Here is a 23631-nt window from a genome sequence, read left to right as displayed (position 1 = left end):
ACGCGATGAGTACGCGATGGGTACGCCCATGAAGTAGCGACAGTCCGGCGGACGAGACCCCCGGACTCATAGATCAGGAGTGAAGTGGCTAAGGTCCGGGTTTACGAACTCGCCAAGGAGCTTGGCTTGGAGAGCAAGGCCGTCATGGCCAAGCTCACCGAGCTCGGCGAGTTTGTCCGTTCGGCGTCCTCGACGATTGAGGCGCCGGTCGTACGCAAGTTGACTGACGCGCTTGGTGTGGCCCCCACTGGTGGTTCCGCTGCCAAGCCGGGCCCGCGGAAGACCGCGGCGCCCGCCCCCGCTGCCGGCTCGGGTTCCCCGAAGCCGGGGGCCCCGACCCCGGGTCCGCGCCCCAGCGCGACCCCTGGTCCCCGTCCCACCCCGGCCGCCGCGGCTCCCGCCGCCCCGGCCGAGCCCGCCCCCGCCCCCGCGGCGGCGAAGTCGGCCGGGCCGACCCCGGGCCCGCGCCCGGCGGCTCGCCCCGCCGCTCCGGCGGCCCCGGCCGCGCCCGCGGCCGAGTTCTCCTCGCCGGCTCCGGCCGGTGACGCCGCCCCGCGTCCGTCCACCCAGGCCCCGCGCCCGAGTGGCCAGGCTGCCGGCGGCGCCCGTCCGGGCCCGCGCCCGGCCGGCCCGCGTCCGGGCAACAACCCGTTCACCTCGGGCAGCGCCACCGGCATGGGTCGCCCCGGCGACCGCCGCCAGGGCGCGCCGGGTGGCCGTCCGGCCGGTGCGGGCGCCCAGGGTGGCGACCGTCCCCGTCCGGGTGGCGACCGTCCGCGTCCCGCCGGTGCCCCCGGTGCCGGTGCGCCGCGTCCCGGTGGCGACCGTCCGCGTCCCGCCGGTGCCCCCGGTGCCGGTGCGCCGCGTCCCGGTGGCGACCGTCCGCGTCCCGCCGGCGCCCCGGGTGCCGGTGCGCCGCGTCCCGGTGGCGACCGTCCGCGTCCCGATGGCATGCCCCGTCCGGCCTCGCCGCGTCCCGGCGGCCCGACCCCGTCCGGCATGCCGCGTCCGAACCCCGGCATGATGCCGCAGCGTCCGGCCGGCCCGCGTCCGGGTGGTCCGGGTGGCCGTGGTCCGGGTGGCCCCGGTGGCCGTCCGGGTGGTCCGGGTGCCGGTGGTGGCGCCCGTCCGGGCTTCCAGGGTCGTCCGGCCGGTCCGGGCTCGCGTCCGGCCGGTGGCGGCGGCTTCGGCGGTCCGCGTCCCGGCGGCGGTGCCCCGGGTGGCGGCGGCGGCTTCGGCCCCCGTCCCGGCGGCTTCGGCGGTCGTCCCGGCGGCCCGGGTGCCCGTGGTGGCACGCAGGGCGCCTTCGGTCGTGGCCCGGGCGGTCGCCCGGCGCGCGGTCGCAAGTCGAAGCGGGCGAAGCGCCAGGAGTACGAGGCCATGCAGGCCCCGTCCGTCGGCGGTGTGATGCTGCCTCGCGGCAACGGCCAGACCGTTCGCCTGTCGAGCGGCGCCTCGCTGATGGACTTCGCGGAGAAGATCAACGCCAACCCGGCCGCGCTCGTCTCCGTCATGTTCAACCTCGGTGAGATGGTCACCGCGACGCAGTCGGTCTCCGACGCGACGCTGCAGCTGCTCGCCGACGAGATGGGCTTCGCCCTGGAGATCGTCAGCCGGGACGACGAGGACCGCGAGCTGCTGGAGTCGTTCGACATCGACTTCGGCGCCAACGAGGGCGACGAGGACCAGCTGGCCGCGCGCCCGCCGGTCGTCACCGTCATGGGTCACGTCGACCACGGTAAGACCCGCCTGCTGGACGCGATCCGCAAGTCCAACGTGGTCGCGGGCGAGGCCGGTGGCATCACCCAGCACATCGGTGCGTACCAGGTGGCCACCATGGTGAACGGCGAAGAGCGCCCGATCACCTTCCTCGACACCCCGGGTCACGAGGCGTTCTCCGCCATGCGTGCCCGTGGTGCCAAGTCCACCGACATCGCGATCCTGGTGGTCGCGGCCAACGACGGTGTCATGCCGCAGACGGTCGAGGCGTTGAACCACGCCAAGGCCGCGGGTGTGCCGATCGTGGTCGCCGTCAACAAGATCGACGTCGAGGGCGCCGACCCGACCAAGGTCCGCGGCCAGCTGACCGAGTTCGGCCTGGTGGCCGAGGAGTACGGCGGCGACACCATGTTCGTCGACATCTCCGCGCGCCAGGGCCTCAACATCGACCAGCTGCTGGAGGCCGTGGTCCTCACCGCGGACGCCTCGCTCGACCTGCGGGCCAACCCCCACCAGGACGCGCAGGGCATCGCGATCGAGGCCCACCTCGACAAGGGCCGCGGCGCCATGGCGACCGTGCTCGTGCAGCGCGGTACCCTCCGCGTCGGCGACTCGATCGTCGTGGGCGACGCCTACGGCCGCGTCCGCGCGATGCTGGACGAGAACGGCAACAGCCTCGCCGAGGCCGGCCCGTCCCGCCCGGTGCTGCTGCTCGGTCTGACCTCGGTGCCCCGCGCCGGCGACAGCTTCATCGTCGTCGACGAGGACCGCACCGCCCGTCAGATCGCCGAGAAGCGCTCGGCCCGCGACCGCAACGCCGCCTTCGCGCAGCGTCGGGTCCGGGTGTCCCTGGAGGACCTGGACAAGGCCATCGCGGCCGGCTCCATCGAGCAGCTCAACCTCATCATCAAGGGTGACGTCTCCGGTTCGGTCGAGGCCCTCGAGGACGCCCTCGTCAAGCTGGACGTGGGCGAGGAGGTCGAGCTCCGGGTCCTGCACCGCGGTGTGGGTGCCATCACCGAGTCCGACGTGGACCTGGCGATGGGCTCGGACGCCATCATCATCGGCTTCAACGTGCGCGCCGAAGGCCGTGCGCGGACTGCGGCCGACAAGGAAGGCGTGGACGTCCGGTACTACTCGGTCATCTACCAGGCGATCGAGGAGATCGAGAACGCCCTCAAGGGCATGCTCAAGCCCGAGTACGAGGAGGTGCGCCTCGGCTCCGCGGAGATCCGCGAGGTCTTCCGCTCCTCCAAGTTCGGCAACATCGCCGGTGTGCTGGTCCGCGAGGGCCTGCTGCGCCGCAACGCCAAGGCCCGCCTCATCCGCGACGGCAAGGTCGTGGCGGAGAGCCTCACCATCGAGGGTCTGCGCCGCTTCAAGGACGACGCGACCGAGGTCCGCGAGGGCTTCGAGGCCGGTGTCACCCTGGGGTCGTTCAACGACATCAAGGTCGACGACGTCATCGAGACCTACGAGATGCGCGAGAAGCCGCGCGCCTAGTCGGTGAAAGCCGGGGCCGGTCGACGGGTGGTATTTCCGTCGACCGGCCCCGGTCTCGCTGTGTAGGGTCCGGGGTAGTCAGACGTAGCGGAGCCAGTCCGGTTCCGGGCTGCTCCCCGAGGCCTTCCAGGTCGGCGAGACCTGTCACACATGTTCGTGGGAACACTCACCTTCGACCTGCTGCTGGGCGACGTCCACTCGCTCAAGGAGAAGCGTTCGATCGTGCGGCCCATCGTGGCCGAACTGCAGCGCAAGTACAGCGTGTGCGCTGCCGAGACCGGGAACCAGGACCTGCACCGTCGGGCCGAGATCGGCCTCGCGGTGGTCTCCGGCGAAGCCGGGTACGTCACCGAGGTCCTGGACAGCTGTGAGCGGCTGGTCGTCGGCCGCCCCGAGGTACAGCTCCTCTCCGCGAGGAGGAGGTACCACAACGACGACGACGAATGAGAGCTGTGGAGCAGGCCGGCGGAAGTCGCCGTTCTCACACGGATCAGGACCGAGAGCGCCCGCAAGGCCGGGCGCGGGCCGGTATTTTGGGGCGTGGGCCCCGACGGGTGCGCAGTTCGCCCGGGTACCGGGCCCATTGCACGAGGAGGCAACGTGACCGACACCGCAAGGGCGCGCAAGCTCGCCGACCGCATCCAGGTGGTCGTCGCCCAGACCCTGGAACGGCGGATCAAGGACCCGCGACTGGGGTTCGTGACCATCACCGACACCCGGGTGACCGGCGACCTGCGCGAGGCCACCGTCTTCTACACCGTCTTCGGTGACGAGACCGAGCGGGAGGCCACGGCCGCCGCGCTGGAGAGCGCCAAGGGCGTGATCCGCTCCGAGGTCGGCAAGATCGGGGTGCGCCACACGCCGTCGCTGACCTTCGTCGCGGACGCCCTGCCGGACAACGCCCGGAACATCGACGACCTGCTCGACCGGGCCCGGCTCTCCGACGCCGAGGTCCGCACGCAGGCCGCGGGGGCGACCTACGCCGGCGACGTGGACCCGTACCGGGCCCCGGCGGCCGAGCGTGACGACGAGGACGAGTAGTCATGGCGGGTGAGCCGGCGAAGGCCGCCTCGCGAGCCGGATCGACCACGGGGGCGTCCTCCACCAGCACGGTGGAGGGTGCCCTCGCGGCGCTCCCCGGCCCGCGCGCCGAGGAGAGCGGTTTCGAGCTGCTCTGGCAGCAGGTGGTGACGGAGATCGGTCAGGCCCGCTCGATCGACCTGATCTGCCACATCTGCCCGGACGGCGACGCGCTGGGCTCCTCGCTGGCCGCCGCGCTGGCCCTGCGCGCGCTCGGCAAGCAGGTGCGGGTCTCCTTCGGCGACGACCCGCAGATCGTGCCCGAGTCGCTGGCCTTCCTGCCCGGCCAGGAGCTGATCGTGCCGGCCGCCGAGGTGCCCGAGGTGCCCGAGCTGGTGCTCTGCTTCGACGTGGCCGCCGAGAGCCGGCTCGGCCTGCTGCACGACAAGGCCTTCGCCGCGCCCGTCCTGGTGGTGTTCGACCACCACGCCTCCAACCCGGGCTTCGGCACCCACCAGCTGATCGACCCGACCGCGCCGGCCACCGCCGTCCTGGTCGACGAGCTGCTGCGCCGCCTCGGCGTCGAGCTCGACCAGGACCTGGCGACCTGCCTCTACACGGGCGTCGCCACCGACACCGGCTCGTTCAAGTACCGGGCGACCACGCCCGCCACCCACGAACTCGCCGGCCGGCTGCTGGCCACCGGCATCCGCCACGACCTGATCTCCCGGCAGCTCTGGGACACCTCCTCCTTCGGCTACCTCAAGGTGCTCGCGGGTGCGCTCGACCGGGCGGTCTACGAGCCGGCGGCGGCCGGCGGGCTGGGCCTGGTGTGGACCTGGGTGCCCTACCAGGACCTGGCGCTGTTCAGCGTCACGGTCGAGGAGATCGAGGGGCTGATCGACATCCTGCGCCGCCCGGCCGAGGCCGAGGTGGCGCTGGTGCTCAAGCAGGACCCGGACGGCACGCTGCGCGGCTCCTCGCGCTCCAAGGGCGCGGTGGACGTCGCCGCGGCCTGCGCCGAACTGGGCGGCGGGGGGCACGTCTTCGCGGCCGGGTTCAGCGTCCGCGACGAGGTGGCGGCGGTGGTCGAGCGGTTCAGGAACGCGCTGCTGCCGGTACGTTGAGCATCCCGCATGTCGTTTTTCAGAGAAAGAACCCGATGAAGCGCAAAGGCACCGGCCCAGACGGCCTGGTGATCGTCGACAAGCCCGAGGGCATCACCTCGCACGGAGTCGTCGCCAAGCTGCGGTGGCTGGCCGGCACCCGGAAGGTCGGGCACGCCGGCACCCTGGACCCGATGGCCACCGGCGTGCTGGTGATCGGCGTCGAGCGGGCCACCCGACTGCTCGGCCACCTGATGCTGACCGCCAAGACGTACGAGGCGACGATCCGGCTCGGCCAGACCACCGTCACCGACGACCGGGAGGGCGAGGTCACCTCCTCGGCGCCGGCCGACGCCGTCACCCGGGAGGCGATCGACACCGGGGTCGCGGCGCTCACCGGCGAGATCATGCAGGTGCCGTCCAAGGTCAGCGCGATCAAGATCGACGGCAAGCGCTCGTACGCGCGGGTGCGCGAGGGCGAGGAGTTCGAGCTGGCGGCCCGGCCGACCACGATCCACTCCTTCACCGTGCACGCGCAGCGCGCGGCGGTCGCCGAGGACGGCACGCCGGTGATCGACCTGGACGTCACCGTCGAGTGCTCCTCCGGCACCTACATCCGGGCGCTGGCGCGGGACCTTGGCGCCGGACTGGGCGTCGGCGGGCACCTGACCGCGCTGCGGCGCACCAAGGTCGGGCCGTACGGGGTCGAGTCGGCGCACACCCTGGAGCAGTTGGAGGCCGCGGTCACCGGCGACGCCGCGGCCGGGCTGGAGGTGCTGCCGATCGGGGCGGCCGCGGCGGCCGCCTTCCCGCGCTGGGACCTGGACGAGGCGGCGGCACAGAAGCTGTCGCACGGCGCCCGGCTCAAGGCGCCCGGGCTGGGCGTGGCCGGGCCGATCGCGGTGTTCGGGCCGGACGGGCGGTTCCTCGCCCTGGTCGAGGAGCGGGACGGGCAGGCGAAGCCGGTCGCGGTGTTCGTCGGCTGAGTCCGGTCGCTTCGCCACCCCCGTCGGGACTCCGGCGGGGGTTCCCCCTTTTCAGGGCCCACCAGGCGACCGGGAAAGGTCACCCGCACGAGGGAGCGCGCGAGGTGAACGCCCGTGGTGAGCGGCGCAGGCGCGGTCGGGCCGCCCTCCCGGCGGGCAGGCTCCCGGCGGTGAGGCACGACGGTCGAGGGGGCACAGATGCCGGGTTTTCCGGAAGGCGATCCGGGGCGGTACCTGCTGCGCATCCGCGACCTCGACGGGCGCCTGCACGGCCTGGGATTCGTCGCCGACCCGCAGGGCGGCGTGCTCACCGCACACGAGAGCGTGGCCGGGCTGGACCGGGTCGTCCTGCACACCCCCGGCGGGCAGACCCGGGTGCTCGGCCCGGACGCCGTCCTGCCGCTGCCCCAGTACGGCCTCGCGGTGCTGCGCACCGACGGCGTCGGCGGGCTCCCGGTGCCGCCGCTGCCGGTGGCCGCGGCCGGGGCGGGGCGCGAGCTGCTGCTGCCCGCGCTGGAGGGCGAGGACGGCCGGGCGGTCGCGCTGCGCTGCGGGCTGCTCGGGTTCACCGGCGCCGCGTACGGCGGGCACCTGCTGGGCGGGGTGCTGCTCCTGGACGTACCGGTGGTCGACGGGGTCACGGTGCCGGCCGGCTCGCCCGTACTGGACGCGCGCAGCGGGGCGGTGGTCGCACTGGCCGCGCCCGCCGTACGGGGCCCCCGGCACGGCGGGGCGTTCCCGGCCGTGGCGGCAGGGAGCCCGGGGACCGGCCCCGCGGGGGCGGTGGAGGTCTCGGACGTGCTGGCCGGGCTGCTGGCCCGCAACGCGGCGGCCGTGCCCGCCTACGGGTCGGCGCTCAACCTGGCCGGGGTGCTGCGGCTGACCGCCGCCCAGCTCGCCGCCGCCGGGGCCGGACCGGGCCGGGTGGCCGGGCTCGCCGCGGACCGGGTGGACCGGCCGGACGGCCTGGCCGGGGAGGAGCCGCCCGCGACCGTCACCGCGCTGGTCGGCGCCCCCGGCAGCGGGCGCTCCACCGAACTGGCCGCGCTGGCCGTCCGCCGCTCCGGCGCCGCCGCTCCGCTGCCCACCCTCTGGCTGCGCGGCGCCGACCTGCGCGCCGAGGACCGCTCGCTCGCCGAACCGGTCGAGCGGGCGCTGGCCGCCGCCGCGGCCGCGCTCGGCGTCCCGGCGCCCGGGCCGGAGCCGGTGGCGGCCCTGTGCGCGGCGGCCGGGCGGCCGCTGCTGGTGGTCCTCGACGGCCCGGAGGAGGCCCCGGCCCCGCTGGACGCGCGCCGGCTGCGCGGCGCAGGCCAGTGGCTCACCGGCTGCGGCGCGCGGCTGCTGACCGCCTGCGGGGAGGAGCTCTGGGAGCGCCTGGCGGCCGAGACCTGGGGCAGCGGCACGCCGGGCGCACCCCGCGCCCCGGAGCCGCACCCGGACGGCGACCTGGGCAGCGCCCCCACCATCCGGATGGACGGCGGCGGCCCGGGCGCGCCGAGCCTGGCCGGGCAGCGGCTCGGCCCGCTGCCCGTAGACGCCGCCGAACGGGCGCGCCGGCGGTACGGGCTGCCGCCGGACCGGCCGACCGCCGCCGAGGACGCCCGGCACCCGCTGGCCGTCCGGCTGGCCGGGGAGCTGTGGGCCGAGGGGCTGCGGGACGGGCCGGCGTGCCGGGGCGACCTGTTCGGCGCCTACCTGGACCTGCGCTGCCTGCGGGTGGCCCAGCGGCTGGCCGACGACGGCCGGACGCGACGCTCCGGCGCCCACCGGCGCGGCGCCGCCCGGCCCGGCGCACCGCCGCACGGGCGGGTGCGCCGACTCGCGGCGGCGGTGGCCGGGCGGGTCCACGAGGCGGCCCGGCGGATGCTCGGCAGCGAGCCGGGCGGGCTGGACCGGGCGGCCTTCGAGGAGCTGTTCCCGGCCGACGGCGGCTGGGCCGCGGCGGTGCTCGCCGACGGCCTGTTCGTGCCCGCCGGCCCCGGATTCCGGTTCGCACACGGCGAGTTCGCCGACTGGCTGCAGGGCCTCCACCTGGACCTGGACGCGGCACTGCGGCTGCTGCTCGGCGAGGACGAGGACACGCCTCCGTGGTCCGGCGACGCGCCCGGCACCGGGAGCGGGGCAGAGCGGTCCGGCGCCCCCGCCCGGGCGTACACCGTCCCCCGGCACCGGATCGGCCCGGTCGCCGCCGCCCTGGGCCGGGTCGCCGAGACCTGGGGCGCGCCCGCGCTGGACCCGTGGCTGCACCGGATCTGGCGCGCCCTGGACCTGCGCCCGCCCGGCAGCGAACCCGCCTGGTGGGCGGCCCGGCTGCTCACCGCCGGCCTCGCCGCCAGCCCGGACCTCGCCGAACACCGGGCGCTGCTCGACCAGTTGGCCGGTCGGATCGCCGAACGGGCCGCCGCGCCGGGCGGCGTGGCGGCCCTCCCGGCGGCCGGGCTCGGCCGCTTCGGCCCGGCGTTCTGGACCGGGCTCGGCCTGCCCCTCGAGGTCGAACTCGCCCTGCTGCGCCGCCTGGTGGTCGCCGACGGCCCCGGGCAGCGCTTCCTCGGCGCGGTGGCCGAGCGGCTGCGGGCCGACCCGGTCGCGGTGTTCCCGCTGCTGTGCGCCTGGTTCGACGACCCGCGCGGCCTGCCGGGCCGGGCCGGCCCCAGCGGGTGCCTCACCGTCGCCGACCTCGCCCACGACCTGCTGTACGCCCACCGGCGGCTCGCCCTGGACGAGTTGGCCGACGCACTGGCCGCCGCGGCGCACCCGCGGGCCGACGCGCTGCTCACCGTGCTCGCCGCCGAGGAGCCGTCCGCGCTGTGCCGCGCGGTGGACCGCTGGAGCCACGACCGGCGGGCCGAACGGCACGTCGCGGCGGCCGTGCACGGGCTGCGGACCGCCCCGTACGCGGCCGGTGCCGGGGCCGAGCTGCTGCGGTTCGCCGCGCTGACCCTGCTCGCCCGCGAGGAGGAGCCCGGCCTGCACGGCGCCGCGCTGGCCCTGCTGGTCCGCGATCCGGCGACCCGGGCCGAACACCTCCCGGCCGCGCTCGCCCTGCACCGGGCGGGCGGCGACGCCTTCCTGACCCCGAGGGCGCTCGCCCCGGCCCTGGAGAGCGACCCGGAGCCCGTCCTGGCCGCGCTCGCCGACCGGCTGACGGCGCCCGGTGCGGCGCCCGCCGAGACGCTGCGGGTGCTCGCCGACGCCGCCGCCCCGGCGGCCGTCCGGCAGGGCGCCGACCTGGCCGCCCGACTGCTGCGGGCGCACCCCGGACTGGCCGGCCCGGTCGCCGTCGACTACCTCGGCCGCCGGCTGGAGCGCACCGCCGCCGTCGGCCCGGCCGACCGGCTGGAGCTGCGGGTCCTGCTCGGCGCCGCACTGGCCGCCCGGACGGCGGCGGCACGGGTGCCGTTCGCCGAGGTGCTGTCCCTCCCCGTGGCCGACCCGGCGGCGGACGCGCTGCGCTGCGAGCTGCTGGACACCCTGCTCGCCACCGAGGCCGACCCGGCCGTGCTGACCGCCGCCGTGGAACGGCTCGCCGAGCACTGCGCGGCCGAGAAACCCGCCCGCGCCCGCGCGGTACTGGCCCGCGCCACCCCCGGCCTGCCGGACGCCGACGAACTGCTGGTGCGCTGCGCCGGACGGTTCGCGGCCTTCGCCCAGCTGCTCGTCCGCTGGCCGCGCGACGCCGCCCCGACCGCTCCGGACGGCCCCCGGCTGACCCTGCTGCGAGCCCTGGCGGCGGCCGGCCGCGACCCGCAGTACGCCGCCGCCGAGGCGGATCGGACCGCGGCCGGGCGGGCCGCGCGGCCGCCGGTGCGCCCAACCCGCATTCCGGTGCCGGAGCCCGGGCAGGCGCATGGCACGCTATAGGGGTTCGGGTTTGAGCGTTTGAGCGTACAGAGGGTACGCGCCGTACGGAACAAGGAGCGGTCAGGTGCAGCGCTGGTGTGGCCTGGAGGAGATCCCCGGTGACTGGGGACGCAGCGTCGTCACCATCGGCTCGTTCGACGGGGTGCACCGCGGGCATCAGCTGATCATCGGGCGGGCGGTCGGGCGGGCCCGCGAACTCGGCCTCCCTTCGGTCGTGGTGACCTTCGACCCGCACCCGCGCGAGGTCATCCGCCCGGGCAGCCACCCGCCGCTGCTCGCGCCGCACCCGCGCCGCGCCGAGCTGATCGCGGAGCTCGGGGTGGACGCGGTGCTGGTGCTGCCGTTCACCACCGAGTTCTCGAAGGAGTCCCCGGAGACGTTCGTCCGGCAGGTCCTGGTGGACGCGCTGCACGCCCGGGTCGTCATCGAGGGCCCCAACTTCCGCTTCGGGCACCGGGCCGCCGGGGACGTCGCGCTGCTCACCGAGCTGGGCCGGGCGGACGACTTCGAGGTCGAGGTGGTCGACCTGCAGGTGTGCGGCACGGCCGGGGACGGCGAGCCGTTCTCCTCCAGCCTGACCCGCCGGCTGGTGGAGACCGGGGACATGGCCGGCGCCAACGAGGTGCTGGGCCGCCCGCACCGGGTCGAGGGCGAGGTGGTGCGCGGCGCGCAGCGCGGCCGCGAGCTGGGCTACCCGACCGCCAACGTCGACACCGTGCCGCACAGCGCGATCCCCGCCGACGGGGTGTACGCGGGCTGGCTGACGGCGGACGGCGAGCGGATGCCGGCGGCGATCTCGGTCGGCACCAACCCGACCTTCGACGGCACCGCGCGGACCGTCGAGGCGTACGCCATCGACCGGGTCGGCCTGGACCTGTACGGGCTGCACGTCGCGGTGGACTTCCTGGCCTACCTGCGCGGGATGGAGAAGTTCGACTCCATCGAGGCGCTGCTGGACCGGATGGGCGACGACGTCAAGCGCGCCCGCGAGCTGACCGACGGCACCGACGACATCGACGGCACCGACGGCAGCGACGGCACCACCGGCGCCTGAGCCGCGGAAGCGCCGGAAGGGCCCGCCGACCTGGTGCCGGCGGGCCCTTCCCGTGTCGTCACTGCTGGGGCGCCTGCGGCGGGTAGCCGTACCCGGGCGGCGGCGGGGGCTGGTAGCCGTCCGGCTCGGGGGCCGGGTAGCCGTAGCCGGGCCCCGGCTGCGGGGCGGGCGCGCCCTGCTGCGGCGCCCAGGGCTGCTGCTGCGGGTAGCCGTACCCGGCCGGCGGCGGCGGGGCCTGGCCGGGCTGCGGGGCCCACGGCGCGCCGGGCGCGGGCGGCGGGGCCTGCGCGCCCTGGGCCTGGTAGGGCTGCGGCTGCGGGGCCTGCGGCTGCTGCCAGGAGGACTGCTGGGCGGCGGCCTGCTGGGCCCGGACGATGTCTTCGCCGACCAGGGTGGCCAGCTCGAAGTACGCCTCGCGGACCTTGGGCCGCATCATGTCGAGGTTGACCTCGGCGCCGGCCGCCAGGCTCTCGTCGAACGGCACCACGACGACGCCGCGGCAGCGGGTCTGGAAGTGCGCGACGATGTCCTCGACCTTGATCATCTTGCTGGTCTCGCGCACCCCGGAGACGACCGTGATGCTGCGCTGCACCAGGTCGGCGTAGCCGTGCGCGGAGAGCCAGTCCAGGGTGGTCGAGGCGCTGGAGGCGCCGTCCACGCTGGGGGTGGAGACGATGATCAGCTGGTCGGCCAGGTCCAGCACCCCGCGCATCGCGCTGTAGAGCAGGCCGGTGCCGGAGTCGGTCAGGATGATCGGGTACTGGCGGCCCAGCACGTCGATGACCTGGCGGTAGTCCGAGTCGTTGAAGGCGGTGGAGACCGCCGGGTCGACGTCGTTCGCCAGGATCTCCAGGCCCGAGTTCAGGTCCTGCGAGGTGAACTGACGGATGTCCATGTAGCTGCGCAGGTGCGGGATCGCCGTCACCAGGTCGCGGATGGTCGCGCCGGTCTGCCGCTTGACCCGGCGGCCCAGGGTGCCGGCGTCCGGGTTGGCGTCGATCGCGATCACCTTGTCCTGGCGCTCGCTGGCCAGGGTCGCGCCGAGCGCGGTGGTGGTCGTGGTCTTGCCGACCCCGCCCTTGAGGCTGATCACGGCGATCCGGTAGCAGCTCATGACCGGGGTGCGGATGATCTCCAGCCGGCGGGCCTTCTCGGCCGCCGCGGCCTTGCCGCCGAACTGGAAGCGCGGCTGCTGGCGCTGCTGCTTGGGCTGGCTGCGCAGCAGCCGGTCCGAGGACAGCTCGACGGCGGCGGTGTAGCCCAGCGGCGCGCCGTGCGCGGTCTGCTGCGGGGCGGCGGACTGCTGGAACGCGGCAGGCTGCGGGACTTGCGGCTGCTGCCACTGCTGCGCGGGGCCCGGGTGCTGCGGCTGCTGCGGCTGCTGCGGCTGGACGGGCTGCTGCAGCTGGGGCTGCGGATACGCGGTCTGGGGCTGCCCGGTCTGGGGCTGTCCGGGCTGGCCCGGCTGCTGGTACGCGGCGGGCTGGGGCCAGCCGCCCTGGCGCGGATCCACCGGGCCGGGCTGGGGCGGTTGCGGCTGCTGCGGCTGGGCCGGCGCGGGCTGCGGCTCGGCGGTGGCGGCCGGCTGGGCCTGGAGCTGGGCCGCCCAGGCGGCCTGCGGATCCCACGCGGGCTGCGGGTCCTGCGGGTGCTGCGGCGGGACCGGCTGGGCGGGCGGCTGTGCGAAGGACTGCGGGGGGCCGGGCTGCGGGTGCTGCGCGGCCGCCGTGGGAGCCGGGGCCGGCGCCGGGTACGGCTGGGGTGCGGGCGGCTGGGCGAGGGCCTCCGCCGGAGGCCAGGCGGGGGCGGCGGCGGGCGGCTGCTCGGCGGCGGGGGCGGGCGCGGGGGCGGGCGCAGGGACGGGCGCAGGGAGGGGGGCCGTCATCGGGGGAGCCGCCGGGAACGGGACGTGCTGCGCCTCGGCCTGCACCGGAGGCGCCGACGGCCCCGGCGCGACGGGCGCGGCCGGCAGGACCGGGACGACCGGAGGAGCCTCGGCCTCGGCCGGGCCGTGGGCCGGGCCGTGGGCCGGAGCGTCCGCCACGCCCGGAGCCTGCGCGTGCGGCGCGGCCTCCGCAGCGGGCACGCCGACGGGCGGGCCCACCGGAGGAGCCGCCGACGCGGCCGGAGCCGGAGCCGGAGCCGAGGCCGCCGGCGTCTCGGTCTGCACGTACCAGGACGGGGGAGTGTAGTCAGGCGCGTCCGACCAGTCGTCGTCGTCCTCCGCCGCGTTGTCGCCGACGTAGACGCCGTCCCGATCGCTGCTCACTCTGGCTCCCTCGTGTTCGCCGCCGCTTGCTCAGCGGTGCCGTTGCCGCATCACAGACTAGGCCGTACGGCAACCCCCGTTGAAGGCGGCTTCGGTTCCACGGCGGCCCGCCGGGTGCGGCGAGCCGCCGCTCAGTCCATCCGTCGCGGACCGCCGAGCACCTGCTGCTCGGCCTGCCCGGCCACGGCCCGTACGTACTGGCGCCGCATCCGGGTCGCCCACAGGGTGAGGTCGTCGCCGAGGGTGGGCAGTGTGGCCACGTCCTGCGCCGGGAGCGACAGCACCCGGCCGGTCAGCTCCGCCTCCTGGGGGGAGATCCGCTGCACGCCGACCAGGTCGGCGGCGTTCAGCACCCGGGCGGCGTTCGGGCCCAGGTACGGCAGCAGCGTCAGGGTGGTCTGCCAGGGCGCGGCGGAGAGCCGGCTGCGCGGCGGGCGGGCGCCGAGGTCGCGCACCACCAGCACCGGCGAGGCCACCGAGGCGCCCTGCGGCCCCAGCCGGCCGACCTGGTGGACCGTCACGCACGGCTGACCGCCGCCGGCGGCCTGCGCCATCGGGCCCCAGAGCTGGCCGCGGGCGGTCTCCACCGCGACCCGGGCACCGATCGCGGCGGCCCGCAGCGCGATGATCTGCGCCGTCCACATGCCGCCGACCAGCACCAGGTCGTACGCGCTGGGGCGGAAGAGTCCGAGCACCGCGGGCAGTCCCTGCGGGTCGACGCCGATGACCACGCCGTCGTCGCCGACCGGGAAGGCCAGGGCGGCGAGGTCGGCCGGCTCCAGGACGTGCTTCTCCCGGCGGGGGCCGCGCAGGCCGAAGCCGGGCAGGATCCGCGGCCGCGCCCGGTGCTGTTCGCCGCCGGGCTGCGGGCCGAGGGCCGGATAGGTCTGGTACGCCATCAGGACGCTCCTCCCAGTGGCAGGGTGGCGAGCATGCCGGGGGCCTGCTCCAGGTCGAGCCGGACGAGGCCGAGGCCGGCGCTCTGCGCCCTGGTCTCCACCTGGCGGCCGACCAGTCCGACCTCGCTCTCGCTGCGCCCGGTCACCCGCAGGTGTCCGCTGACGGTGACCGAGCCGCCGGTGCCGTGCCCGGCGGTCAGGCTGAAGGTGCTGGCGAGGGCCGGCGAGCCGGTGATCAGGTTGACCAGGTCCGGCGCGGCGATCCGGCCGGGGGCGCCGCCGGGGCGGCTGAGCTGCGGCCAGCGGGAGATCCCGTAGGTGGTGTGCCAGCGGTCGTCGATCCGCCAGAACCGGTTGCCCTCCTGGGTGCGGCGGGTGGTGCCGCCGCCGCTGCCGGTGCCCTGGCGGCCGGCCACCGCGATCGGGTTGGCACAGGCGGAGATGGCCAGGGCGGCGATCAGTTCGCGCTCGTCCAGCACGGTCGCGTTGAACCCGGCGCTGTTGAGCCGCCCGGCCAGTTGGTCGGTCACCCGCTGCAGCGCCTTGCGGGCGCCCTCCTCGCCGCCGCCGCGGGCCCGGACGGCGGTCGCCGCGCGCTCCGGGTCGAGCTTGAGGGCGACCCAGGTCAGCCGCAGCCCGGGGGTGGAGGTGCCGTCCGGCAGTTCGCGGTAGGCGCGGGCGGCCAGCGACTGCTCGGGCAGGTGCGGGGCCGGGGCGGGCTGGGTGTGCTGGACCAACTGCACCGACTCCAGGGTGATGTCGTCCACCGTGAGCGCCGAGCAGACGACGTCCAGCGGCAGCGGCAGCGCGGTGCGCACCGGGCGCAGCGGCTGGTCCTTGGCCTGGACGAGCAGCACCGAGCTGAGGAAGGTGCCGTCGCCCACCATGCCGGTCTCCCGGCGGACCGGGCGGCCGCCGAACTCGGCCTCGGTGGCGTGGGTGCAGGTGCGCAGCCCCGGTTCGAGTTCCAGCGCCGGTGCCAGTGCCGGGTCGGTGCCGACCGGCGGCAGCAGCGTCCGGGCCTTCCTGCGGCGGGACTTGAGGGCGGAGCGCACCCGCAGCAGCTCCGGGATGGTCCGCCCGCGCAGCGGGACGACCGCGAGGACGACCAGGACCAGGGCGACGGCGCCGAAGCCGGCCGTGACCGGGCGGCTGATCGTCCAGCCGACCGCGACCAGGGCCGCCGCGACCTCGATCAGGACGAGCTGCTGGAGTTTCAACCGGCCGCCGAGCAGCCCGGGTCGGGGGTTGACGCGGACCTGGACGGCGCCGCCGCCCGGGTCCGGCTGCGGGCGGGCGGGCCCGGCCCCGGCGGCCGGCGGGCCGGCGTGCTGCGCCCGGCCGGCCCGGCGCGACCTCCCGCCGCCCGTGCTGCGGCGGCGTCCTGGAGCGGTCTGGCTTGGCATCCCCCGGTGGCCCTCTCTGATCCGTGGTCGCGGCCCGACTGGCTGGTTCGCGGACCGTACCCGTACCGTACTCACCGTCTGCTGCCGCATCGTAGAGGGTTCGCGCCGGTTCGCGCCCGGCGGGTGGACCGCGGGTGCGGGTCGGTCCGGCAGCGGCCGACGAGGTCTGACAGGTCTGACAGGTCCGACAAGGGGGACGACGAGGATGGCATCGCGCCGGGACGAGCTGAACGCGTACACCTTCGCCCGCAAGCGGACGGTGGGCGCGTTCCTGCTGCCTGCCGGCGGCGGCAGCGACGAGGACGCGCCGCGTCCGGTGAAGGCGGTGCTGCCGAGTGTCCTGGCCGGGGTGGTGGTCGTGGCCGGGTTCGGGCTCTGGGGGGTGTTCAAGCCGAGTGCGCCGGTGAAGTGGGACGACGGCAGGAACATCATCCAGGGCAAGCAGTCGACCACCCGGTACGTGGTGCTGACCGACCCGGACAACAAGACGAAGCGGCTGCACCAGGTGCTCAACATGTCGTCGGCGCGGCTGGTGCTGCCGGCCGACGCCAAGGTCGTGGTGGTCGACGACGGGGTGCTCGACCGGTACCCCAACCACGGCCCGACGATCGGCATCCCGTACGCGCCGGACAAGCTGCCGACCAAGGACAACGCGAGCCAGTCGATGAAGTGGGCGGTCTGTGACCGCCCGGGCTCGGACGAGAAGCAGGAGACCGTCAACCAGGCGGTGTTCGTGGCGGCCGGCGCGGACGCGGCGGCGCTGGCGGCGAAGGACCGGATGCTCGGCCAGGACCAGCTGATGCTGGTGCAGCAGGCCGACGAGCAGCAGGTGTCGGCCTCACCGGCGCCGGGCCAGCCGGCCGCCGCGGGCGCGAAGGTCTTCCTGGTCGACGCGCAGGGCCGCAAGCACGAGATCGGCTCCCCGCAGTCGGACGACAAGGAGCGCAAGGCGCTGGTCACCGCGGTGTTCGGGCCGAACGCGGTGCCGCAGCGGGTCAAGCGGGAGTGGCTCGACACCCTGGTGAGCGGCACCCCGGTCACCTTCCCGAAGGTCGACGGCATGGCCGACACCCAGGGCGCCAACTCCACGGTGAAGCTGGAGAACGCGGCCGACCGCCGGATCGGCCGGCTGGTGCACTACCAGGACCGCCACTACGTGGTCGGCAAGGACCAGCTCTACCTGGTCACCCCGTTCCAGGCGGAGCTGATCCGGCAGAACCCGGCCTACCAGGTGCTCTACAAGTACGACCAGGACAAGAAGCCGCGCAGCGACGAGATGACCCCGGCCGACAACTCCCTGTCGGGCGGCGACGTCCGGCTGCCGGACACACCGGCGGACTGGCCGCTGAAGTCCGGTGCCCCGGTGAACAACTGGCAGGACCGTCAGGACGCCCGGCTGGTCGTGTGCAGCACCTTCGACGGCGTCGCCGAGGACGGCCGTACGCCCAAACGCAGTGTGTGGGCCGGGACTTCGTACCCCGCGCCGTACAACAACGGCGCCGGGGCCGGGTACGTGACCCCCGGGCACGGGCTGTTCTACCGCTCGCTGGACAACAGCACCGGCGGCTCCGGCACCGACTACCTGATCACCGAGACCGGGTTGCGCTACGCCGTCCCGTCCAACGGCGACGGCGGCCACGCCACCCCCACGCCGCAGCCCGGGCAGGGCGGTGCCCCGAAGCAGCCCGCGCCGCAGCCGAGCACGCCGGCCCCCGGCGCGCCGGACCAGCAGGGCGGTCAGCAGCCGGACGAACCCGGCGGCAACCAGGCCCGGTTGGGCTACCAGGGGGTCCAGCCGCTGCCGGTGCCGCACGAGTGGTCGGACCTGGTGCCGGCCGGCCCGCCGCTGACCGCGAAGAGCGCCGCCCAGCCGCAGAACGCCTGACCGACCAAGCGCGGCAGTGGATTTGGCCGCAGTGTCATGGTCTGGTAACTACTCAGTGCTCGGTGTTGGGCGGGCTGCGTGTGCCGACTACAGTGCTGCTGGGCATCACACGGGTGATGCGGCGGTCGGGGCCCGCAGGGCCCTCCGCATACGCATGTTGTCTCATGGGGGACGGTGGAGCATGGCTCAGGGTCAGTTCACGATGACCGCTCAGGAGATGCTGGCTTTCGCCAAGCAGATCGAAGAGGCCATCGGCAAGATCGAGGCTGAGCGGACCAAGCTCATCAGCACGGTCTCGGGCATCACCGGTGGCTGGCAGGGCCAGGCGGCGACCGCCTACACGAACCTGCAGAACAAGGTCAACGACGACATCGCGAAGCTCAAGGAGTCGCTGAACGCGATCAAGCACGCGATCGAGCAGACCACCAAGCACTACGCGAGCACCGAAGAAGAGCAGAAGGCGATGTTCTCCACCGCCCAGGGCTGATCGCCGAACCCGCGCTGATCGCCGTATCCCGGCTGGTCGCCGCACCCGCGCCGATCACCGGTCTGTTCCGATCCACCGCTCGGCGGGGCGTCCGCCACTGACCGCAGGACGCCCCGCACCCTCGTCAAGGGAGACAACGTGTCCGACCACATTCTCGTCAACTTCGAGACCGTTCACCACGCGGCCGAGGAGGTGCGGGCCTCGGCGGGCCGCATCGACCACCTGCTGAACGACCTCAAGGGCAACGTCACGCGCATCGCCTCCAGCTGGCAGGGCGTCGCCCAGGAGGGCTACCAGGCCCACCAGAAGGTCTGGGACGACCGCGCCAAGGACCTGCAGCAGGTCTGCTCGCAGATCGCGACCTCGCTGGACAACGCCGCGCAGAGCTACAAGACGACCGAGAACAACAACGCCAAGCTCTGGCAGCACTGACGACGCGTTCCCCAGGGGGAACGACAGGGGGCGGGTACCCGGACTCCGGGCACCCGCCCCTCGGCGCGCGGCACGGGTGGACGACATGAGGGGTGGCAGGGTGTCCGGACGCGGGTACCGGAAGGCGGCCGCGGCACTGGCCGCGCTGGCGGTGCTGGGCGGCCCGCTCGCCGCCCCGGCGTACGCCGACGGCGGGCCCGGGCTGGCCGCCGCGGGGGACTGCCCCAAGAACGCGCCCGACGTGCAGACCGTGCCGTGGTCGCTGCAGCGCCTGCTGCTGGGCGAGCTGTGGCAGGGCGGGAAGACCACGGGCAAGGGCGTGAAGGTCGCGGTCATCGACACCGGCGTCGACCGGACCAACCCGCAGCTGGCCGGCCAGGTGCCGGCCACCGACCCGGCCGTCGACAAGAACCCCCCGCCGCCGGTCGACAAGGTCCAGGAGGGTTCCAACCTGCTGGTCAACCGGGAGACCAAGGAACCGATCCCGGGCAGGTCCGTCGAGGACCCGGTCGGCCACGGCACCAAGGTGGCCGGCATCATCGCGGCCCGCAAAAGCGACCAGACCGGCTTCGTCGGGCTGGCCCCCGACGCCCAGATCCTCTCGATCCGGCAGAACGACAGCGACGGCAACGGCGACGTCGCCACGCTCGTGAAGGCCATCCACGAGGCGGTCGCGGCCAAGGCCAAGGTCATCAACATCTCCCAGGACGTGCGCGGCGCGGGCGACGCCCACTTCGGCGGCTACCAGGAGCTGAAGGCCGAGATCGAGGCCGCCGAGCTGGCCGGCGCCGTGGTGGTCGCCTCCACCGGGAACGACGGCAAGGAGGGTGACACCTATCCGGGCGCCTTCCCGACCGTGCTGGCCGTCGGCGCCTCGGACCGCAACAACGAGCGCGCCCCGTTCTCCCAGTACGGCTCCTTCGTGAAGGTCGCCGCGCCTGGTGTCGACATGCTGTCCACCGTGCCCGGGAGCGGCCAGTGCGTGGACAACGGCACCAGCTTCGCCGCCCCGTACGTCTCCGGGCTCGCCGCGCTGCTGGTCGGCGCCCACCCGGGCTGGAAGCCGGCCCAGGTGCGGGCCTGGATCGAGCAGACCGCCCAACGCACCCAGCGCGACCCGGACCGGTTCGTCGGCTGGGGCGTGGTGGACCCGGTCAAGGCCGTCACCAAGGCCCCCGACGTGGCGCCGCCCACCGCCACCCCGGACGCCCCGGTGCAGCTCGCCTCCGCCCCGATCGTGCCGCGGCCGGTGGGCCTCGGCGAGACCCAGGCCGACCGCGACGGCCGCACCGCGACGTACGTCCTCGGGGTCGGCGTGCTGCTGGTCGCCCTGCTGATCGGCGGCGGCGTGGTGCTGCGCGACCACCGGCGCAAGTCCGCCGACTGACCCGGACGTCCCGGAAGCCCTGTCCCGGGAGCACAGCCCGAAAGCCCTGTGCCGAAAGTCCCGAGTCCCGAAATCTCTGCCGCAACGGCTGTAACACCGCCGCCCGCCCACCGCATCGATGAAGTGTCAGGGAGGGCGGACCACGGGGGCAGCACGCATGGGGCGGATCGGGACCGGCCGGGAGGCCAAGGACGCCGAGTTCCTGGAACTCGTCGCCGGGCGCACCGGCCACCTGTACCGCTCGGCCTGCCTGCTGACCAGCGGCGACACCCACTACGCCGAGGACCTCGTCCAGGAGGCCCTCAGCCGGATGTACGTGCTCTGGCGGCGCAGCGCCTTCACCGGCGGCCGCAGCCGGATCCTCAATCCGGCGGCCTACACCCACACCGTCATGGTGCGCACCTTCCTGGCCCAGCAGCGCCGCCGCTCCAGCGGTGAGCGCCCCACCCGGGCCCTGCCGGAGCGGGCCGGGCAGGAGGCCGACAGCAGCCTGCGGCTGACCCTCCTCGACGCGCTCGGCCGGATGCCGCCCAAGGACCGCGCGGTCCTGGTGCTGCGCTACTGGGAGGACCGCAGCGTCGAGGAGACCGCCGAGGTCATGCGGGTCTCCTCCGGCGCCGTCCGCACCCGTACGACCCGGGCGCTGGCCCGGCTGCGCACCCTGCTCGGCGATTCGCTGGCCGAGCTCGCCGCGCGCTGACCACCTCTCGGAACCCGCCACGCAAGGAGACGGTGAACACCCATGTCCGAACCGGACAAGTTCGAGGACGATCTTCTCTACGCCCTCACCCGCACGGGTGAAGGCTTCCGCACCGAGCCGGCCGACCTGGTCGCGGGCGGCTACCGGCGCGGCCGCGGCCGCTGGCGCCGCCGTTCGACGGCCGCCGTGGTGGGCGGCGCGGCCGCGCTGGCCCTGGTGGGCACCGGCGCGGTGTACCTGACCGGGGCGTCGGCGGACCGGGGCGCGGTGGCCGCGTCCGTCCCGTCCACGGTGGCAGGCAGCGGTACCGGCACCAGTACCGGCACCGGCTCGGTGGCACCGGCCTCCGCGCCGTCCGCGTCCGTCTCGGCGGCCACGGCGGCCACGGCGGTGGTCACCGGCGACGAGGTGCTGGCCGCCTTCCGGGCCCTCCTCCCCAAGGGCGGGACCACCGACGCCAAGGGCCGCGGGACCGACGACCGCGCGCTCAAGGGCACCTTCGCGGGCGCGGACCTGGTGTTCGACGACGGTCAGGGCAGGTCGCTCGTCTCGATCGCGATCCAGAAGCACCGCAAGGGCCAGTCCCAGGACCGCAGCTGCCCGGACCCGAAGACCGTCCGGATCGACTCCTGCTCGGTCACCACCCTGGCGGACGGCTCCCGGTTGTACCTCAGCCGGGGCTACGAGTACCCGGACCACCGCGCCGACACCAAGGAGTGGATGGCGGTGCTGACCGGGCCGGACGGTCGGGAGATCACGGTCAGCGAGTGGAACGCGTCGCAGGAGAAGTTTGCGCCGGACAGCCGCCCCAACCCGCCGCTCACCCCGGAGCAGCTGAAGGCGATCGTCACCGACAAGTCCTGGGACCGGATCGTCGCGGCGGTCCAGTACGACGGGACCGACTACGCGGGGCAGGACACCGGCCTGTCCCTGGACGACCGCAAGGCCCTGCTGGCCAAGCTGCTGCCGGCCGGCGTGACCGTGACCCAGATCGACGGCAACGACGTCTTCGCGAACGTCCGGCTGGCCCAGGGGACGACCGCCGGATCGCTGGTCCTGAGGGTGCAGAAGCTGCTCCTGGTGCCGGGCGACCCGACGACGGACCAGCTGTTCGAGGGCGCGACCGTCCTTCCCGACGGGGGCAGGCTCAAGCTCTACGGCCTGGGCACGCCCGATCCGAAGAACCCGCCGATGGCGGACGTCCTGCGGGGGGACCTGCGCGTCATGGTCGCCCAGGGGCCGACCGGCAAGCCGCTGCTCACGCCGGACCAGCTGAAGGCGATCGCCACCAGCCCGGAGTGGAGGACGAAGAAGTAGCGACGCGGACAGTGCAGAAGCAGCGACGCGGACGGTAGCGACGCGGACGTGGCGGTGCCCCGGGCTGGGGAGGCCCGGGGCACCGCCGTGTGGGGGAGGGGTGGGGGTCAGGACTGCTGGTCCTCGGGGAGGCTGATCACCCAGCGGGTGGCCTGCCGGGGGCGCAGGTAGAGCAGCCAGTAGAGGCTGGCGGCGGCGGTGATGCCGCCGGTCCACAGCAGGGGCTCGGTGTCCAGCTTGGTCATCACGTAGACCAGGACGGCGATCAGCACCACCGGGACGGCCGGCCACAGCGGCATCCGCCAGGCGGCGGCGTGCTTGTGGTGGGCGCGGCGGGAGAGCAGCGCGGCGATCGCGACCAGCAGGTACATCCCGGTGACGGCGACGCCGGTGATGTTGCTCAGCAGTTCGCCCTTGACGAAGCAGAGCGCGGCGCCGGGCAGGCCGACGGCCAGGGTGGCGACCCACGGGGAGCCGAACCGGCCGAGGGTACCGAAGGCCTTGTTGACCGGCGCGGGCCAGGCCTTGTCGCGGGCGGAGGCGAACAGCACCCGGGAGTTCTGGATGACCATGACGATGCCGGCGTTGATGATGGCCAGCGCGACGCAGAGGCTGATGAAGGTGCCGACCGCGGAGTTGCTCCAGGCGGTGACCATGCCGGAGATGTCGCCGGAGGTGAGGGTCTGCAGGTCGGGGGCGCCGACGGTGATGGCGACGACCGGGACCAGGATGACCGCGGAGGAGATGCCGAGCGTCCACAGCACGGTGCGCGAGACGTTGCGGCGGGGGTTCTCCAGCTCCTCGGACAGGTAGACGGCGGTGGAGAAGCCCTGGGTGATGAACAGGGCGATGCCGAGTGCGCCGACGATGGCGCCGATGCTCACCGTGGTGGTGGCACCGCCGTCCCCGGCGACCACGCCGTGCAGCAGGCTGGGGGCGTGGCTGTTGGCGTGGGCGAAGCCGAGCACCGAGACGACGCCGGCCGCGATGACCTCCAGGACCAGGAAGACGCCGGTGATCCAGGCGTTGGCGCGCAGGTCGAGCAGGCCGGCCAGAGTGGCGGCGAGCATCACGGCGGCGCCGGTCATGGCCTTGTCGAGGTGCATGACGGGCGCGAGGTAGTCGGCGGTGCCGAGGGCGATGACCGAGGGGACGATCATCACCACGATCAGCGAGAGCACGAAGACCAGCCAGCCCATGAACCGGCCGGCCAGGGTGCCGACCATGGCGTACTCGCCGCCGGCGCTGGGGATCAGGGTGCCGAGCTCGGAGTAGCAGAACGCGACGGCGACGCACAGCACGGTGCCGATGGCGATGGCCAGGGCGGTGGCGCTGCCGATGCTGGAGAACAGCTCGGGCACGATCACGAAGAGCGTCGACGCCGGGGTGACGCAGGACAGCGTGAGCAGTGTGCCGCCCACCACGCCGATCGAGCGCTTGAGCTGCTGGGGCGCGGCCGCCCCGGCCGCCTGGGCGGCTACGGTCTGTGGCGGGCGAAGCGTGTCGGTCATGTGGCTTCCGATCGGCTCTGTGCGGTCCTGGAGTGGGAGCGGTATCGCCTCCGCTGGCTGGTCGCTCGGGTTCTGGTCCAGTCGCTCCC

General features: G+C 74.8%; 17 protein-coding genes. 13 read left to right on the top strand and 4 right to left on the bottom strand.

Annotated features, from left to right (window positions below):
* Window positions 1-84: 84 nt before the first annotated feature.
* From infB to AC0B61_RS31365, 7 genes are all read left to right on the top strand, one after another.
* Entirely contained in the window at window positions 85-3222 is a 3138-nt protein-coding gene (infB, locus tag AC0B61_RS31395; protein WP_471744967.1) for a translation initiation factor IF-2, read from the top strand.
* Window positions 3223-3372: 150 nt separating this feature from the next.
* Window positions 3373-3669, top strand: a complete 297-nt coding sequence (locus AC0B61_RS31390) for a DUF503 domain-containing protein (RefSeq protein ID WP_360019478.1) — start codon at window positions 3373-3375, stop codon at window positions 3667-3669.
* 153 nt (window positions 3670-3822) lie between these two features.
* The gene (gene rbfA / locus AC0B61_RS31385; RefSeq protein WP_030245468.1) at window positions 3823-4263 is read left to right on the top strand and encodes a 30S ribosome-binding factor RbfA; all 441 of its coding nucleotides are present in this window, start codon (window positions 3823-3825) and stop codon (window positions 4261-4263) included.
* A 2-nt stretch (window positions 4264-4265) separates the two neighbouring features.
* Entirely contained in the window at window positions 4266-5369 is a 1104-nt protein-coding gene (locus AC0B61_RS31380; protein WP_471744965.1) for a DHH family phosphoesterase, read from the top strand.
* A gap of 35 nt (window positions 5370-5404) precedes the next feature.
* Window positions 5405-6334, top strand: coding sequence for a tRNA pseudouridine(55) synthase TruB (gene truB, locus AC0B61_RS31375; protein WP_471744963.1), 930 nt, complete (start codon window positions 5405-5407; stop codon window positions 6332-6334).
* Between the two features lie 198 nt (window positions 6335-6532).
* Window positions 6533-10195, top strand: coding sequence for a serine protease (locus AC0B61_RS31370; RefSeq protein WP_471744962.1), 3663 nt, complete (start codon window positions 6533-6535; stop codon window positions 10193-10195).
* A 64-nt stretch (window positions 10196-10259) separates the two neighbouring features.
* Window positions 10260-11249 carry a bifunctional riboflavin kinase/FAD synthetase gene (locus AC0B61_RS31365; protein ID WP_471744960.1) on the top strand — a complete coding sequence of 330 codons (990 nt, stop codon included), beginning with the start codon at window positions 10260-10262 and terminating at the stop codon, window positions 11247-11249.
* A 58-nt stretch (window positions 11250-11307) separates the two neighbouring features.
* On the opposite strand, the gene AC0B61_RS31360 is transcribed toward AC0B61_RS31365, so the two are convergent.
* The 3 genes from AC0B61_RS31360 to eccE all read right to left on the bottom strand — a co-directional run bounded on the left by AC0B61_RS31360 (window position 11308) and on the right by eccE (window position 15823).
* Window positions 11308-13518, bottom strand: coding sequence for a MinD/ParA family ATP-binding protein (locus AC0B61_RS31360; protein ID WP_471744958.1), 2211 nt, complete (start codon window positions 13516-13518; stop codon window positions 11308-11310).
* 131 nt (window positions 13519-13649) lie between these two features.
* Window positions 13650-14417: a hypothetical protein gene (locus tag AC0B61_RS31355; RefSeq protein ID WP_471744956.1), complete on the bottom strand. Its 768-nt coding sequence runs from the start codon at window positions 14415-14417 to the stop codon at window positions 13650-13652.
* Window positions 14417-15823, bottom strand: a complete 1407-nt coding sequence (gene eccE, locus AC0B61_RS31350; RefSeq protein ID WP_471744954.1) for a type VII secretion protein EccE — start codon at window positions 15821-15823, stop codon at window positions 14417-14419. The genes AC0B61_RS31355 and eccE overlap by 1 nt, the downstream gene beginning before the upstream one ends.
* Window positions 15824-16028: 205 nt before the next feature.
* Here eccE and eccB point away from each other — a divergent pair, with 205 nt between their 5' ends.
* The 6 genes from eccB (at window position 16029) to AC0B61_RS31320 (ending at window position 22031) form a co-directional block, all read left to right on the top strand.
* A complete protein-coding gene (gene eccB / locus AC0B61_RS31345; RefSeq protein ID WP_471744952.1) occupies window positions 16029-17708 on the top strand; it encodes a type VII secretion protein EccB in 1680 nt (559 codons plus the stop codon).
* Window positions 17709-17889: 181 nt separating this feature from the next.
* A complete protein-coding gene (locus tag AC0B61_RS31340; RefSeq protein WP_030062514.1) occupies window positions 17890-18195 on the top strand; it encodes a WXG100 family type VII secretion target in 306 nt (101 codons plus the stop codon).
* Between the two features lie 138 nt (window positions 18196-18333).
* Entirely contained in the window at window positions 18334-18627 is a 294-nt protein-coding gene (locus AC0B61_RS31335; RefSeq protein ID WP_471744950.1) for a WXG100 family type VII secretion target, read from the top strand.
* Between the two features lie 100 nt (window positions 18628-18727).
* Window positions 18728-20014, top strand: coding sequence for a S8 family serine peptidase (locus AC0B61_RS31330; protein ID WP_471744948.1), 1287 nt, complete (start codon window positions 18728-18730; stop codon window positions 20012-20014).
* 157 nt (window positions 20015-20171) lie between these two features.
* Complete coding sequence (locus AC0B61_RS31325; protein ID WP_471744946.1) at window positions 20172-20714, top strand: SigE family RNA polymerase sigma factor; 543 nt, start codon at window positions 20172-20174, stop codon at window positions 20712-20714.
* A 42-nt stretch (window positions 20715-20756) separates the two neighbouring features.
* On the top strand, window positions 20757-22031 hold the full coding sequence (locus tag AC0B61_RS31320) for a hypothetical protein (RefSeq protein WP_471744944.1): 1275 nt from the start codon (window positions 20757-20759) through the stop codon (window positions 22029-22031).
* A gap of 107 nt (window positions 22032-22138) precedes the next feature.
* Here AC0B61_RS31320 and AC0B61_RS31315 read toward each other — a convergent pair whose 3' ends face one another.
* Complete coding sequence (locus tag AC0B61_RS31315; RefSeq protein ID WP_471744942.1) at window positions 22139-23542, bottom strand: APC family permease; 1404 nt, start codon at window positions 23540-23542, stop codon at window positions 22139-22141.
* Between the last annotated feature and the right edge of the window lie 89 nt (window positions 23543-23631).

Source organism: Kitasatospora sp. NPDC023385 (assembly GCF_055664045.1).
The sequence above is the reverse complement of the archived record's forward strand: the minus strand, read 5'-3'. Positions and strand labels throughout refer to the sequence as shown.